The organism is Rhizobium sp. SG741, assembly GCF_012275435.1.
Classification (GTDB): Bacteria; Pseudomonadota; Alphaproteobacteria; order Rhizobiales; family Rhizobiaceae; genus Rhizobium; species Rhizobium lusitanum.
In genome coordinates, this window is record NZ_JAAZQP010000008.1 from 152,797 (window position 1) to 167,756 (window position 14,960).

The 14,960-nt window shown below is 59.7% G+C and carries 19 protein-coding genes; 15 read left to right on the top strand and 4 right to left on the bottom strand.

Features of this window, described 5'->3' with window-relative positions; translation table 11 throughout:
* The 3 genes from nrdR to FHT29_RS20980 are packed head-to-tail and all read left to right on the top strand — an operon-like array spanning position 1 to position 2,208.
* Complete coding sequence (nrdR, locus tag FHT29_RS20970; protein ID WP_034487306.1) at positions 1–477, top strand: transcriptional regulator NrdR; 477 nt, start codon at positions 1–3, stop codon at positions 475–477.
* Between the two features lies 1 nt (position 478).
* Positions 479–1,588 (top strand): bifunctional diaminohydroxyphosphoribosylaminopyrimidine deaminase/5-amino-6-(5-phosphoribosylamino)uracil reductase RibD, encoded by a 1,110-nt coding sequence (gene ribD / locus FHT29_RS20975; protein WP_047552967.1) that lies wholly within the window; start codon positions 479–481, stop codon positions 1,586–1,588.
* Entirely contained in the window at positions 1,588–2,208 is a 621-nt protein-coding gene (locus tag FHT29_RS20980) for a riboflavin synthase (protein WP_037194097.1), read from the top strand. Before ribD ends, FHT29_RS20980 begins: the two co-directional genes overlap by 1 nt.
* Positions 2,209–2,471: 263 nt before the next feature.
* Here the strand turns inward: FHT29_RS20980 and FHT29_RS20985 are convergent, their stop codons facing one another.
* A complete protein-coding gene (locus FHT29_RS20985) occupies positions 2,472–2,990 on the bottom strand; it encodes a GNAT family N-acetyltransferase (RefSeq protein ID WP_037194103.1) in 519 nt (172 codons plus the stop codon).
* 47 nt (positions 2,991–3,037) lie between these two features.
* Complete coding sequence (locus tag FHT29_RS20990) at positions 3,038–3,547, bottom strand: cupin domain-containing protein (RefSeq protein WP_047552970.1); 510 nt, start codon at positions 3,545–3,547, stop codon at positions 3,038–3,040.
* Positions 3,548–3,746: 199 nt separating this feature from the next.
* On the opposite strand from FHT29_RS20990, the gene FHT29_RS20995 reads away from it, so the two are divergent.
* The 3 genes from FHT29_RS20995 (at position 3,747) to FHT29_RS21005 (ending at position 7,076) form a co-directional block, all read left to right on the top strand.
* Positions 3,747–4,202, top strand: a complete 456-nt coding sequence (locus FHT29_RS20995) for a 6,7-dimethyl-8-ribityllumazine synthase (protein WP_037194107.1) — start codon at positions 3,747–3,749, stop codon at positions 4,200–4,202.
* Between the two features lie 4 nt (positions 4,203–4,206).
* Complete coding sequence (gene nusB / locus FHT29_RS21000) at positions 4,207–4,689, top strand: transcription antitermination factor NusB (RefSeq protein WP_004122322.1); 483 nt, start codon at positions 4,207–4,209, stop codon at positions 4,687–4,689.
* A gap of 248 nt (positions 4,690–4,937) precedes the next feature.
* The gene (locus tag FHT29_RS21005; protein WP_037194111.1) at positions 4,938–7,076 is read left to right on the top strand and encodes a sodium-translocating pyrophosphatase; all 2,139 of its coding nucleotides are present in this window, start codon (positions 4,938–4,940) and stop codon (positions 7,074–7,076) included.
* A gap of 148 nt (positions 7,077–7,224) precedes the next feature.
* On the opposite strand, the gene FHT29_RS21010 is transcribed toward FHT29_RS21005, so the two are convergent.
* Positions 7,225–7,734: an outer membrane protein assembly factor BamE gene (locus tag FHT29_RS21010; RefSeq protein ID WP_037194113.1), complete on the bottom strand. Its 510-nt coding sequence runs from the start codon at positions 7,732–7,734 to the stop codon at positions 7,225–7,227.
* A gap of 95 nt (positions 7,735–7,829) precedes the next feature.
* Between FHT29_RS21010 and FHT29_RS35070 the strand changes: the two genes are divergently transcribed.
* The 9 genes from FHT29_RS35070 to FHT29_RS21055 all read left to right on the top strand — a co-directional run bounded on the left by FHT29_RS35070 (position 7,830) and on the right by FHT29_RS21055 (position 14,564).
* On the top strand, positions 7,830–8,075 hold the full coding sequence (locus FHT29_RS35070; RefSeq protein WP_156143630.1) for a hypothetical protein: 246 nt from the start codon (positions 7,830–7,832) through the stop codon (positions 8,073–8,075).
* On the top strand, positions 8,014–8,568 hold the full coding sequence (locus FHT29_RS21020; RefSeq protein WP_047553349.1) for a ubiquinol-cytochrome C chaperone family protein: 555 nt from the start codon (positions 8,014–8,016) through the stop codon (positions 8,566–8,568). Before FHT29_RS35070 ends, FHT29_RS21020 begins: the two co-directional genes overlap by 62 nt.
* A 10-nt stretch (positions 8,569–8,578) precedes the next feature.
* Positions 8,579–9,136, top strand: a complete 558-nt coding sequence (locus FHT29_RS21025) for a DUF177 domain-containing protein (RefSeq protein WP_047552973.1) — start codon at positions 8,579–8,581, stop codon at positions 9,134–9,136.
* Positions 9,137–9,238: 102 nt separating this feature from the next.
* A complete protein-coding gene (plsX, locus tag FHT29_RS21030) occupies positions 9,239–10,285 on the top strand; it encodes a phosphate acyltransferase PlsX (RefSeq protein ID WP_034507627.1) in 1,047 nt (348 codons plus the stop codon).
* 19 nt (positions 10,286–10,304) lie between these two features.
* Entirely contained in the window at positions 10,305–11,276 is a 972-nt protein-coding gene (locus FHT29_RS21035) for a beta-ketoacyl-ACP synthase III (protein ID WP_047552977.1), read from the top strand.
* 107 nt (positions 11,277–11,383) lie between these two features.
* Entirely contained in the window at positions 11,384–11,722 is a 339-nt protein-coding gene (locus FHT29_RS21040; protein ID WP_034507623.1) for an integration host factor subunit alpha, read from the top strand.
* 228 nt (positions 11,723–11,950) lie between these two features.
* Positions 11,951–12,499 carry a MerR family transcriptional regulator gene (locus FHT29_RS21045; protein ID WP_037194122.1) on the top strand — a complete coding sequence of 183 codons (549 nt, stop codon included), beginning with the start codon at positions 11,951–11,953 and terminating at the stop codon, positions 12,497–12,499.
* 370 nt (positions 12,500–12,869) lie between these two features.
* Positions 12,870–13,976 carry a porin gene (locus FHT29_RS21050; RefSeq protein ID WP_037194124.1) on the top strand — a complete coding sequence of 369 codons (1,107 nt, stop codon included), beginning with the start codon at positions 12,870–12,872 and terminating at the stop codon, positions 13,974–13,976.
* A gap of 261 nt (positions 13,977–14,237) precedes the next feature.
* On the top strand, positions 14,238–14,564 hold the full coding sequence (locus FHT29_RS21055) for a hypothetical protein (RefSeq protein WP_047552981.1): 327 nt from the start codon (positions 14,238–14,240) through the stop codon (positions 14,562–14,564).
* 88 nt (positions 14,565–14,652) lie between these two features.
* Here FHT29_RS21055 and FHT29_RS21060 read toward each other — a convergent pair whose 3' ends face one another.
* Entirely contained in the window at positions 14,653–14,910 is a 258-nt protein-coding gene (locus tag FHT29_RS21060; protein ID WP_037194127.1) for a hypothetical protein, read from the bottom strand.
* Between the last annotated feature and the right edge of the window lie 50 nt (positions 14,911–14,960).

Here is a 14,960-nt window from a genome sequence, read left to right on the forward strand (position 1 = left end):
ATGCGCTGCCCCTATTGCGGTACGGAAGATACCCAGGTCAAGGATTCGCGCCCGGCGGAGGATAATACCTCCATCCGCCGGCGGCGGATCTGTCCCGATTGCGGCGGCCGTTTCACCACGTTCGAGCGCGTGCAGCTCCGCGAGCTGATGGTCATCAAGAAGACCGGCCGCAAGGTGCTCTTCGATCGCGACAAGCTGGTGCGGTCCTTCGAGATCGCCCTGCGCAAGCGTCCGGTCGACCGTGACCGTATCGAACGCGCCGTTTCCGGCATCGTTCGCCGCCTCGAAAGCTCCGGTGAGACGGAAATCAGCTCGGAACAGATCGGCCTTCAGGTGCTGGAGGCGCTGAAGACCCTCGATGACGTCGCCTTCGTGCGCTATGCCTCTGTCTATCGCGATTTTTCGCACGCCGAGGATTTCGAGCATGTGATCAACGAGATCAACGCCAAGATCGCCCGCGATCCGCTGGATCCTTGACATGACGCAGCGGTCCGAGGACGAGCGTTTCATGGCTGCGGCAATCCGCCTGTCGCGCACGCATCTCGGGCTGACCTCCACCAACCCATCCGTCGGCTGCCTTGTCGTCAAAGACGGCGTGGTCATTGGCCGTGGCGTCACGGCCGTCGGTGGCCGCCCCCATGCGGAGCCCCAGGCTCTGGCCGAGGCGGGCGAGGCGGCGAGGGGCGCCACGGCCTATGTGACGCTCGAACCCTGCTCGCATTATGGCAAGACGCCACCCTGCGCCGAGGCTCTGATCGCCTATGGCGTCGCGCGCGTCGTGATCAGCGTCACGGATCCTGATCAGCGCGTTTCCGGGCGCGGCATCAAGATGCTGCGCGACGCCGGCATTGAAGTCGATACAGGCATTCTGGAGGAAGAGGGCAGGCGGTCTCTGGCAGGATACCTCATGCGCCAGACGAGAAACAGGCCCTATGTAACTCTGAAGCTTGCTATTTCCGCCGATGGAATGATCGGCAGGACAGGCGAGGGGCAGGTGCGCATCACCGGCGATATCGCTCGCGCCCAGGTGCAGATGCTGCGTGCCGAAAGCGACGCCATTCTCGTCGGCATCGGCACGGCGATAGCGGACGATCCGGAATTGACCTGTCGGCTTCCCGGCCTTGAGGACCGCTCGCCGTTGCGCGTCGTCATCGATGAAGACCTTCAGCTTCCGCTCGGCAGCAAGTTGGTGAGGACGGCGCGGCAATATCCGGTCATCGCCGTTGCCGGCCATCCGCCACCCTTCGACGAGAATACCGACAGCGCCTTTTTAGGCCGCCGTGCCGCTCTCGATGCCGCCGGCGTCGAGGTGTTGCAGTCTAATTCGGGCGAGCCGGGAGAGTTGCTGGAAGCCTTGGGCACGCGGGGGATTTCCTCCCTGCTGGTCGAGGGTGGCGCGAAGACTGCGCGACGTTTCCTCGATGCTGATCTGGTCGACCGCATCCTGCTGTTCCAGGGGCCGGCCGATATCGGCGAAGGCGGTATTGAATCGCCTATCGTCAAATCCAATATCCCACCCAGTTTCATGCATATCAGCGAGAGCCAGTTCGGCGACGATCGCTGCGACGAATACGAAAGAGGTTTTTGATGTTTACCGGAATTGTCACCGATGTCGGCACGGTCGAATCCGTTTCTCCGCTCAAGGAAGGCATCAAGCTGCGCGTTGCTACCAAATACGATCCGACCACGATCGACATGGGCGCCTCGATTTCCCATGCCGGCGTCTGCCTGACGGTCACCGGATTGCCGCAGGAGGGCAGCAATGGACGCTGGTTCGAGGTAGAAGCCTGGGAGGAAGCCCTGCGGCTGACCACCATCGGCACCTGGGAAGCCGGAGCCAAGATCAATCTCGAGCGCTCGCTGAAGATCGGCGACGAACTCGGCGGCCACATCGTTTCCGGCCATGTCGACGGCAAGGCGGAAATTCTCTCCGTGACGGCGGAAGGCGATGCGACCCGCTATCGCCTGCGCGCGCCGGCGCATCTTGCCAAGTTCGTCGCGCCCAAGGGGTCTATTGCGCTCGACGGCACGTCGCTCACGGTCAACGCCGTCGACGGCACCGACTTCGACGTGCTGCTGATCCGCCACACCTTGGAAGTCACCACCTGGGGCGAGCGCAAGGCGGGGGATTTCGTCAATTTCGAAGTCGATACCATGGCGCGCTATGCCGCTCGGCTGGCTGAATTTCCGGTCGCTCGTGAAGGGTGAACGTCACGCAGTAGCGGAGTAGGGGTGCCCACGAGCACCTCTCACTGGACTGCGGACACAGTCGGCATCAACCGATCGGCCGACGCGCCAGTCAGTCGTTTTGCGCCAATGTCTTTTCCATAAAGAAGTTCGCCAGCGTCTGCCCGCACTTCTCCACCTGATGCGCAGCCACGACGACAAAGCCGCGTCGTAGGCCTCGATCGAAAGGAGCTCCTGCGAAGCCATCTTCGTTACACTTTCTGGAGTGGCGATCGGTTTCGCATCTATCGCTCGAACATGGCGTTGAGCTTGTCCTTGTAGTTCACTTCGCCGATCCGGCGGAAGCCGACCTTTTCCGCGATGCGCAGGGACGGCGCATTTTCCAGGTCGACGATGCAAGTCATGCGCCGGCCTGCGAACTGTTTGTCCGCCCATGCAATCGCCGCGCTCACGGCTTCCGTGGCATAGCCCTTGCCCTGCATCGGCGGCGTGATGCTCCAGCCCGCTTCGAGCGTGCCTTCCGTCGTCGGGCTCATATCGCGATGCAGATCGAGAAAGCCGACCTCGCCGATGAGCCTGCCGCTTTCACGCTCCTCCACGGCAAAGAAGCCGAAGCCGAGATGATGCCACATGCCGGCATAGCGCAGCAGGCGCGCCCAAACCTGCTCGCGCGTGGGCGACTCACCGCCGATAAAGCGGACAAGGTCCTTTTGTTTCCAGATGGCTGTGAATTCGTCGAAATCGTCCAGCCTGTGGCCGCGGAGCAGAAGTCGTTCAGTCGTCAATGTCGGAATCATGGTCATGTAGTTATGATGTCTTTGCTATCAGGTATGTATTTCCGTGGGTGTGATCAGTCGTTCGATGCGCCGGGCTCGCCATCCCAGTAGTCCACGTCGACGCTGGCGGCGCGGCCGATGACCCGGAATGCCGCTTCGCCGCCCCGATAGGTTTTCGCTAGGAACTTGCCCGAGTCCGGATATTCGACGATTTCCGTCTGCGCCTTGGTCGAAATCGCGAGATAGATCAGCACCGCGGGGCCGGTATTGATCAATTGATGCGCAGTCTCCGGGCCGCCGGTCGGAGCGCCCAGCACATCGCCTTTGCTGACGGGGATGCGCTGATCGCCGAAGCGATAGTCGCCTTCGCCGTCGAGAATGACGAAGAGTTCCTCTTCGACATGATGATTGTGAAATGGACAGCCCGATTTGCCGGGGGGCACTTCGTTGTAGCTGATGCCGATGTCTTTCAGGCCGAGCAACGCACCGAAGGAGGTGTCGCTGCCGGCGAAGAAGCTCCCCTGTTGCCAATGATCCAACTGAAGTTCGCCGACATTGACGGCGGGTCTGGATTTTTTCGTCATGAGCCTCACCCTTCCCAGGTCCGGAATTATTATCGAAGCAGTTGGGTGCGCGGAAGCCACAATTTCCATGGCTGTTCCGATGGCCCCCAAATAGGGCTAGAATCGGCGGCGGCCATTGAAAAACACTTGCCAAGCGAGGCCCGCCGTGGTTTGACCCGGCCTAGCAAGGTGCCGCCCCCTCTCAATTCGCAGGTGATATATGTCCAGCTCTCCCAATGCCCATATCCTCATCGTCGAAGCCCGCTTCTACGACGATATGGCCGATGCCCTGCTCGACGGCGCCAAGACCGCCCTCGAAGAGGCTGGCGCGACCTATGATGTCGTCACCGTGCCGGGCGCGCTGGAAATTCCGGCTGCGATCGCCATGGCTCTCGACGGTGCGGACAATGATGGCACGCAATATGACGGCTATGTCGCTCTCGGCATGGTCATTCGCGGCGAAACCTATCATTTCGACATCGTTGCCAACGAATCCTCGCGCGCGCTGATGGATCTGGCCGTCAGTGAATCGCTTGCGATCGGCAATGGCATCCTGACCGTCGAGAATGACGATCAGGCCTGGGTGCGCGCGCGCCGCTCGGAAAAGGACAAGGGCGGCTTTGCCGCCCGCGCGGCGCTGACGATGATCGCGCTGAGACAAAAGTTGGGTGCATAAGTTCATGAGCAATCAGGATAACGAGCGACCGGCAAAGCCCGCGAACCAGCGGGGGGCGGCTCGCCTTGCCGCCGTTCAGGCGCTCTATCAGATGGATATCGGCGGAACCGGCGTGCTGGAGGTGGTGGCCGAATACGAGGCACACCGTCTCGGACAGGAGCTGGATGGCGAGACCTACCTGAAGGCCGACGCATCCTGGTTTCGCTCCATCGTATCAGGTGTCGTGCGCGAGCAGACCCGGCTCGATCCGCTGATCGGCTCCGCCCTTCAGGACGACTGGGCGCTGTCGCGTCTCGACAGCACCGTGCGCGCCATCCTGCGCGCCGGCACATTCGAGCTTCTCGACCGCAAGGACGTGCCGGTTCCGGTCATCGTCACCGAATATGTCGAGATCGCCCACGCCTTCTTCGAAGAGGACGAGCCGAAACTCGTCAACGCCGTGCTCGACCGAATCGCCAAGCAGGTTCGCGGCGAAGCCAAGAAATAGGCTTCCTTGGAGGCGCTGACCGCTGCGGTTTGCACTTTCGTTTCCTTCGTTCGCGCCTGATTTCAGTTACGGATATTCTTTTGAACCTCCAGCGGGTGTTTTACCCGCGGGCGGTCTTGACGCGACGTTTTCCCAACAGCAATCTCGCATTGCACATCTGTCGGTCGTCTTGGAGGAGGGCGGTCACGGTTGTCGCGGGCGGCCGGGCGAGGAGTGAACCGCCGGCTTTTTTGGAGGGAAAAAGCGAAATGTCAATTCTTTTAGGTGTTATAGCGTGCGGGCTGCTCTCGGTGGTTTACGCCATCTGGACGACCCGGTCGGTGCTTGCTGCCGATCAGGGCAATGCGCGCATGCAGGAGATTGCGGGTTATATTCGGGAAGGCGCCCAGGCCTATCTGGCGCGTCAATATAGAACCATCGCAATTGTCGGTGTCATTGTTTTCATTGCAGCCTGGCTTCTATTGTCTGCCGAAGCCGCTTTCGGTTTCCTGATCGGCGCGATTCTCTCGGGCGCTGCCGGCTTCATCGGCATGCACGTCTCCGTGCGCGCCAACGTCCGCACGGCTCAGGCCTCGTCGCATAGCCTGGCGGCCGGTCTCGATATCGCCTTCAAGTCGGGCGCCATCACCGGCATGCTGGTTGCCGGCCTCGCATTGCTCGGCGTCTCCATCTACTTCTATGTGCTGACCGATATTCTCGGTCATGAGCCGGGCTCGCGCGATGTCATCGACGCTCTGGTATCGCTCGGGTTCGGCGCGTCGCTGATTTCGATCTTCGCCCGTCTTGGCGGCGGCATCTTCACCAAGGGCGCAGATGTCGGCGGCGATCTCGTCGGCAAGGTAGAAGCGGGTATCCCCGAGGACGATCCGCGCAACCCCGCGACCATTGCTGACAACGTCGGCGACAATGTCGGCGATTGCGCCGGCATGGCGGCCGACCTGTTCGAAACCTATGCGGTCTCTGTGGTCGCCACTATGGTTCTCGCCGCGATCTTCTTCGCCGGCACGCCGATGCTTGACTCCGCCATGATCTATCCGTTGGCGATCTGCGGCACCTGCATCATTACCTCGATCATCGGCACCTTCTTCGTCAAGCTCGGCGTCAACGGTTCGATCATGGGCGCGCTCTACAAGGGGCTGATCGCCACGGGTCTCCTGTCGATCGTCGGTCTCGCGGTCGCCACGTCGCTGACCATCGGCTGGGGTTCGATCGGCACTGTCGCAGGTTTCGATATCACCGGAACGAAGCTGTTCCTCTGCGGCATCGTCGGGCTGATCGTCACGGCGCTGATCGTCGTCATCACCGAATACTACACCGGCACCAACAAGCGGCCGGTCAATTCCATCGCTCAGGCGTCTGTCACTGGCCACGGCACCAACGTCATCCAGGGCTTGGCCGTCTCGCTTGAATCGACGGCACTGCCGGCGCTCGTCATCGTCGGCGGCATTCTTGCCACCTATCAGCTCGGCGGCCTGTTCGGCACGGGTATCGCCGTGACGGCCATGCTTGGGCTTGCCGGCATGATCGTAGCGCTCGATGCCTTCGGCCCGGTGACCGACAATGCCGGCGGCATTGCTGAAATGTCGCATCTTCCGCCGGAAGTGCGCAAGTCGACCGATGCGCTGGACGCCGTCGGCAATACCACCAAGGCGGTGACGAAAGGCTATGCCATCGGTTCGGCCGGTCTCGGCGCGCTGGTGCTGTTTGCCGCCTATTCGAACGACTTGAAATATTTTGCCTCCCATGGCGATCAATTCCCCTATTTCGCCAATGTGGGCGCGATCTCCTTCGATCTCTCCAACCCTTACGTCGTTGCCGGGTTGCTGTTCGGCGGCATGATTCCCTATCTCTTCGGCGGCATCGCCATGACGGCCGTCGGCCGGGCTGCCGGTTCGATCGTGGAGGAAGTGCGCAGGCAGTTTCGCGAGAAACCAGGCATCATGCAGGGCACCGAACGCCCCGATTACGGCCGCGCCGTCGACCTTCTGACCAAGGCGGCCATCCGCGAGATGATCATTCCGTCGCTGCTGCCGGTGCTGGCACCGATCGTCGTCTATTTCGGCGTGCTTCTGATCTCCGGCTCCAAGGCTTCGGCCTTCGCCGCACTCGGCGCGTCGCTGCTCGGCGTCATCATCAATGGCCTGTTCGTCGCCATTTCCATGACGTCAGGCGGCGGTGCCTGGGACAACGCCAAGAAGAGCTTCGAGGATGGCTTCGTCGATAAGGACGGCACGCGCCATCTGAAGGGCTCGGAGGCGCATAAGGCGTCGGTGACGGGCGATACCGTCGGCGATCCCTATAAGGATACGGCCGGCCCGGCTGTCAATCCGGCGATCAAGATCACCAATATCGTTGCATTGCTGCTGCTGGCCGTCCTTGCCGGATAGAGCGTGATGCCGAAAAGTGTGGAGCGGATTCGGATTTTAGGTCGGTTCGACCTAAAATCATCCGCTCTAGCCGAAGAAAACCGAACGCATAAAGAAAACCCGCGAGGCGCTATGCCTCGCGGGTTTTTCGTTGGAGCATCTTCCCGGCCTATTGGCCCGGGTTGAGGTTGTTGAGGAAGTTCCTCGCGCCGTTCACGCCCTGGCCGCCGCCCTGCAGGATCTGCTGCAGGAAGGTGATATCGCGGCCGCCGGTCGGCGTCGTACGGCTGATCATGTCGAAGACCCTGCCGTCCTTCAGCGTATAGTTGGCTTCCTGCTTCACGATACCGTCCTTGTCGAAATAGATCGCCAGGATGTTCTGGTCGACCAGCTTCGGTTTCATGAAGGCGGCGGCGCGCGTGCGCTTCTGGGAGATGTAGTAGAAAACCTCGCCGTCGAAGGTCGCTGTGGTTGAGGGCGTACCGAGCGACAGCAGCACCTGCTCGCGGCTCGAGCCGACAGGCGCAAGGGCGAGCGACTGCTGATCGAAGATGTAGCCGTTGTTCATGACCTCGCCGGTCTGGCAAGCCGTAAGTCCTACGGTCGCAATCACCAGGGCGATGGCGGCACTGCTGCTGAAAGTAATGTCAGACTTGAAATACCGTCTGGTCAACGACATCTCATCTCCCCTAATGAATCAATCCGATGGCCGAGCGGCCGGTATGATCTTGCTGCGCACATCATTGTGGCCTTTCCGCGATGGAAAAAGCTACAATGGTGTTGTTCGTCACTCTTCTTCACCGACATCCACAGGGTGATGAAGGTAAGGGCGGGAGCCTTGAAGCGGGCACAAACGGCATTGCAATTCGCGCCTGCTTCGGTAAACCAGCTTTGGCGTGGATGCAACAAGGCCAAGCAAAAACGGGGCGCTCTGAAGGAGCCAATTCCGGGAATTTTCATGATTTTTGGGCTATTCCGCAAAAGAAATCACAATCAGATCATCGTCGTCAGGCAATATGAGGCCCTGACATCGATGGCGCGCGAGCCGGTTTTCTATACCGGCTACAACGTGCCGGATACGGTGATGGGGCGCTTCGAATTGCTTTCGGTTGTCATGATCCTTTTTTTCCGGCGGGCGCGATCGTCCGCGACCAGCGGCCAGGAGCTTGCACAGGAAATCGTCGATGCGTTTTTCGAGGATATCGACTATTCGATCCGCGAGCTTGGAATTGGTGACAACAGCGTGCCGAAGCGCATGAAGAAACTCGCCGGCATGTTTTACGGGCGGCTCGAAAGTTATGCGACGGCCATGGACGGCAATGATCGTGCTGCACTTGCCGCAGCACTTCGTCGCAACATCTATCCGAAGACGGACGAGGGAGCCTCGATGGCGGCGCTGGCCGACTGGATGATGGACGCCGAGGCGCATTTGGCCGCCGTGACGGAGGCCGATATCGCCACGGGCTCGGCGACGCTGCCGCAGCCAGGCAAGCTCGGCCAAAAGGTAGGTTAAGGGGCAAAAAATGAAAACACACAACTCCGATGAAACGCCGTTTTCTTATCCGGTGAAGGTTGGCCATATCTCCGCCAATCCGGTGGATGTGCATGTCGAGGCGGATGATCGCGAACTTGCGGGCTTGGCGGCGCTTTGGGATGTCCTTTCCGTGGAAAAGCTCGAAGCGGATCTGAAGATTTCGCGCTGGAAGCGCGACGGCGTGCGGATCAAGGGCAATGTGAGGGCAAAGCTCGTCCAGGCATGCGTCGTCACGCTTGATCCGGTCGAATCTGACATCGACGAGAATTTCGAGCATATTTTCGTACCGGAGGATTCCAAGCTGGCGCGCGCGCCCTCGGTGGCTGCGGGTGAAATGGTGCTCGATCCCGATGGACCGGACCTTCCCGACACGTTCGCAGGCGACACGATCGATGCCGGTGCGGTCGTTGCGGAGTTCGCGGCGCTTGCCATCGACCCTTATCCGCGCAAGCCCGATGTCGAGTTCGAAGGGCACATCGAAGACGCCGGCGAAAATGACAGGAAACCTTCCCCATTCGCCGTTCTGAAAGACTGGAAAAAGGAATAGACTCCGATGGCAACTGAGCACAATTCAGTTGTAACCGAGGGAGAAAACGGTATTTTGACGCCAAATTCGCCAGGCCCGGCGGACAAAAAGGACTAGGGACGCGTGATCAGAATTTCTCTTGACCTAATGGGTGGCGACTTCGGCCCTGAGGTTGTTGTTCCCGGCGCGGCCAAGGCGCTGGATAGGCATCCCGACATCACTTTCCTCATGTATGGACAAAAGGATCGCTGCGAGGCGATCCTTGCCAAATATCCGAAGCTTCGGGAAAGATCTGCCTTTCACGAATGCGATGTTGCCATCAGCATGGACGAGAAGCCGAGCCAGGCGCTGCGCCGCGGCCGCTACGTGTCCAGCATGTGGCGTTCCATCGAAGCGGTGAAAGTGGGGGCCGCCGACGTCGTGGTGTCTGCCGGCAATACCGGGGCGCTGATGGCAATGGCGAAATTCTGCTTGCGCACCATGGCCAATATCGAACGTCCGGCGATCGCCGCAATCTGGCCGACGCTGCGCGGCGAAAGCATCGTGCTCGATGTCGGCGCCACCATTGGCGCGGATGCGCAGCAGCTGCTTGATTTTGCCCTGATGGGCGGTGCAATGGCACGCGCGCTTTTCGAGATCGAGCGCCCGACCGTCGGCCTGCTCAATGTAGGCGTCGAAGAAATCAAGGGGCAGGAGGAGGTCAAGGATGCCGGCCGCCTGATCCGCGAGGCCAATCTCGAATCGCTGGAATATTCCGGCTTCGTCGAGGGCGACGATATCGGCAAGGGTACGGTCGATGTCGTGGTCACGGAAGGCTTCTCCGGCAACATCGCCCTGAAGGCTGCGGAAGGTACGGCAAAGCAGATCGGTTCCTATTTGCGCTCGGCGATGACGCGCACGCTGCTGGCCCGCATCGGCTATATCTTCGCCAAGGGAGCTTTCGACCTGCTGCGCGAGAAGCTGGACCCCAGCAAGGTCAATGGCGGCGTTTTCCTCGGCCTCAACGGCATTGTCATCAAGAGCCACGGTGGCGCGAATGCGGAAGCCTTTGCAGCCGCCATCGATGTCGGCTACGACATGGCCAAGAACGGGCTTACGCAGAAAATCGAAAACGATTTGAAGAAGTATCATGCTAAACGGCTGCCCCCCATCGGGCCGGAAGCGGCATGAGCGACGGGGTATAAGCAGAATGATCCGTTCAGTTGTCCGCGGATTTGGGGCGGCGCTCCCCAAGCGTGTCATGACCAATGCAGAGATGGAACAGGTTGTCGACACCAACGACGACTGGATTGTCCAGCGCACTGGCATTCGCCAGCGCCACATTGCAGGCGAAGGCGAAACCACGGCTTCGTTGGGTGAGCAGGCGGCACGCGCCGCCCTCGCCAACGCCGGGCTGACGCCCGACGATCTCGATTTGATCATCGTCGCCACCTCGACGCCCGACAACACGTTTCCCGCCACCGCGGTGAATATTCAGAACCGGCTCGGCATGCATCATGGCTTCGCCTTCGACGTCCAAGCCGTCTGTACCGGGTTCGTCTATGCCGTGACGACCGCCGACGCCTACATTCGCGGCGGCCTTGCCAAGCGCGTGCTTGTCATCGGCGCCGAAACGTTCTCCCGCATCCTCGACTGGACCGACCGCACGACCTGCGTTCTCTTCGGTGACGGCGCTGGTGCGCTGATCCTCGAGGCAGGTGAAGGGAGCGGCACAAACCGTGACCGCGGCGTGCTGACGGCAAGCCTGCGTTCGGATGGTGCCCACAAGGACAAGCTCTATGTCGACGGCGGTCCCTCCTCGACGGGAACGGTCGGCGTGCTGCATATGGCGGGACGCGAGGTGTTCAAACACGCAGTCGGCATGATCACCGACGTTATCGAGGCTGCCTTTAAGGCTGCCGGCGCGACGGCTGACGACCTTGACTGGCTGGTGCCGCATCAGGCGAACAGGCGCATCATCGATGGGTCCGCCAAAAAGCTCGGAATTGCTCCCGAGAAGGTTGTGATCACCGTCGATCTCCATGGCAATACGTCGGCCGCTTCGATCCCGCTGGCCCTCGCGGTTGCTGCCGGCGACGGCCGAATCAAGAAGGGCGATCTGGTCATGCTGGAAGCCATGGGCGGCGGTTTCACCTGGGGCGCAGTGCTGCTGCGCTGGTAGGCCTCATCTCTAAAAGCCGATTCCGAACAAGAGCTTGACCGTTTGGCGCAAGGGCAATAGTCTCGTACGGCTTGAATAAGATTACCTATCAATATGGGCGGGGAGCTATGACGGGCAAGACAGTGACGCGCGCAGATCTGGCGGAGTCGGTATTCCGGAAAGTCGGTCTCTCCCGGACGGAGTCGGCGGAACTCGTCGAGACAGTTATCGATGAAATTTGCAACGCCATCGTGCGTGGAGAAACCGTAAAGCTCTCCTCATTCGCGACTTTTCAGGTGCGTGATAAGAATGAACGCGTCGGCCGAAATCCGAAGACCGGCGAGGAAGTTCCGATCTCTCCACGGCGCGTCATGACTTTCAAGGCATCCAACGTCCTGAAGACCCGCATCCTCAAGGCTCATGCGAGCCGCAAGGCGAAAGCCAGACCGGTAAATCCGGCCTCCTGATCCATTCACGCCATTTGTTTCCCATCGGCAGGGTGCCTGCGATGCGACGCTTTTTGGATGTATTTCTCTGGCTTTTTGCAGTTTGCTTGTGTAGCGGCCGAAGAGATGACTTGAATTTCTCCTGGCAAACCGTTGAAATATGGTGAGTCGCATCATGATAGGATGCGGCGCCAATATCAGGTCTTGCGTGATTTGGCGCGAATGGCGCCGTAGTCGCGCTGTGGGAGTATGATGATGGACAAGAGCCCGGATGCATTTCGCACGATCAGCGAAGTTGCCGAAGACCTTGACCTGCCGCAACATGTCCTACGGTTCTGGGAAACACGCTTTCTGCAAATCAAGCCGATGAAGCGTGGCGGCGGCAGGCGCTACTACCGGCCGGAGGATGTCGACCTCCTGAATGGCATCCGCCATCTGCTGTACGATCACGGCTATACGATCAAAGGCGTTCAGAAGCTTCTGAAAACCAACGGCAACAAGTTCGTTATCGCCGTGGGGCACGGGGATCTCGCCAGCGTCGAGGCACTTGCCGGGGCGGCGCAGGAGCCTGCTCCGGTCGAACCGCGTGTCGGTTCCACCAATCCGGAAGACGACCAGATTGTCGGGCGCGCCAAGGCGCCGATAAGCCGTCGTTTCTTTAATTTCGTCAGCGGGGAGGACGGCGTGCCGGATGTCTCGCTCGGCAAGTCCAGTGTCGGCAAGGAGGATCGGGCGTTGCTTCAGGAAACGCTCTATGACCTGCTGGAGTGTAAACGTCTGCTCGATCAGGTGCGATAGAGCGAAGTCCGGTCGGCGGCATCGCCAGCGTCGTTCGGTAGAGTGTCCAAGGGCATGCCTTGCGTTTTTCAACGGAAGTGCAACCGAAACATGTGTATGCTTGCGTTGCGCACCTTGGGGAAGGCATCGGGATGCTCGCCCATATAGTCAGCTACAGTGCGTGATATTTTTGTCACATTTGCTACCCTTTTGCGTTGTAAAAAATAGTTCGGCAGCCTTATTAACTTGTCCGACTTTGGCGGCGGGTTCAGTTTGAAACCGAAGCCTTGTGCTTCGCCCTGTAATAGGGGAACAGCCAGTCAGGCCATGGAGGGGTGTGATGTTATCTGCCTTGAGGTCCATCCCTGATGGATAGTCGAATGGAGACATCATGAACATCAAGAGCCTTCTTCTTGGCTCCGCCGCTGCCATCGCCGCAGCGAGCGCTGCCCACGCTGCTGACGCAATCGTTGCGGCCGAGCCCGAGCCGCTTGAATATGTCCGCATCTGCGATGCCTACGGCACCGGATATTTTTATATCCCCGGTACCGAAACCTGCCTGAAAGTCGGCGGCAAGGTCCGTACCGAAGGCGAGTGGTACGACGCCTACAATCCGAACAGCCGGGTCGGCACGATGTGGCATGAGCGTGTGGAACTCAATGTCGATACTGCGACCGACACCGAATACGGTCCGCTGAAGACCAACACCATCTTCCGTTGGGAGTGGAACGATGGAAATGCGACCAGCGCCAAGCTGCTGTTCGCCAATATCAGCCTCGGCGGCTTCACGGTTGGTAAGCTCGATTCGCAGTACAACCTATACGTTGGTTACGCTGGCGACGTCATCAACGACGACGTGATCTATGACGGCCCGTACGAACTGAACCAGTTGACCTACAACTACGATGCAGGCAACGGCTTCACGGCTGTGGTCTCGCTCGAAGACAGCTACTCCACCTCCGACGGCAGTGCATCTTATGGCGCTGGCTGGTGGACGGACGACAAGTCCAACCACTACGCTCCCGATGCCGTCGCCGGCTTCGGCTACAAGGTGGGTAACTGGGGCTTCAAGGTTGTCGGCGGTTATGATTCCATCGTCGAAGAAGGCGCCATCAAGGCGCGCATCGATGCCAAATTCGGCGCTGTGGAAGCCTTCCTGATGGGTGGCTGGAACACGGACGGCGACAAGCTGAACAAGTATGCCGGCACCAACCAGGACGTCTCCGCTTGCACGACGTCGAGCGGTGCGGTCAATGCGGCCAAGTGCGGCTGGGGTGACTGGGCAGTTTGGGGCGGCGTCGGCGTTCCGGTCAACGATAAGCTGAAATGGAACCTGCAGCTTGCCTATACCGAATCGAAGATCTTCGAAGCGACCACGAACCTCAAGTTCAACCCGGTCAAGGATTTCCTGATCGAGCCGGAATTGACCTACGTTCACTACGACTTCATCAACGACGATACCGTCGCCGGTATCCTCCGTTTCGAGCGGAATTTCTGATCGGAAATGAACCGGATGTCTCGGCCTTTCGGATAAGGCCGCAGACGCAAGCGGATCTCAAGGCCCTGCCGCCAGGCGGGGCCTTTTATTTTGCCGCTCCCGTTGACGGGCTGAACCCGTTAAGCACAATACCATCTTTGCGCGTTATTTTGAGGGATTCTGCCGGTTTTTTGCGCGTTGCCTGACGGCACTGGCTTGCTAAGACTTACCGTTGGCTGTATTTCCCTGTCCCGGGTTGTACTATAAATTGCCGGAGGGAATATGCGTATACGTGCCACCGTAGCGGCGAGCCTCGTCGCCGTAACCACTATTCTATCGAGCTGTCAGACACCGCAGGAATCTGCGATGAATGCTGAAATGACGTGCCAGTCACAGGGTTTCCGCCCCGGTTCGCAGCGCTACAATCGCTGCGTCGGCGCCACTTACCAGGCAAATCGCGTCCAGGCGCAGCAAGCTGAAAATCAGGCAGCCGCTCTTGCCGCCGCCGGTATCATCGGTGGTGTTCTTGTCGGCGCCGCAGCCAGTGATCACCATCACCGCGGCTATTATGACCGCCCGTATTACCGTCGCTGCTATCGCTGCTGGTAGGCATCGCGATAGCCCGATCGCTCACATGTCGAAACAAAAACTCCGCCGGCTTCTCCCGCTGGTGGAGTTTTCATGTTTCCGGTCGCTCTTAGAACGGCTGAGTCATCTCCTCCCGGCTGACCAGCTTTAGGCTGCGGTCAGGCTGGATGATGTAGGTTTCAAAGACATCCTGACCCCATTGATTGGTGAAGTGATGCTGCAGCCGCGTGCCGGGCGGCGATTGCGTCAGCTTCATGTGCGGCTGGCCGTGATAGGTAATGCTGCCGGGAATCGGTTCCAATGGCTGGGCTGTGGTGCATGCGGCAAGCAGCGGTGCGCATAGCATCAGGGCTATCAGGGGTTTCATTGCCTCAACTTTCCGATCGCTTCTTATTCTCTTAATTCCGTCTCGCAATA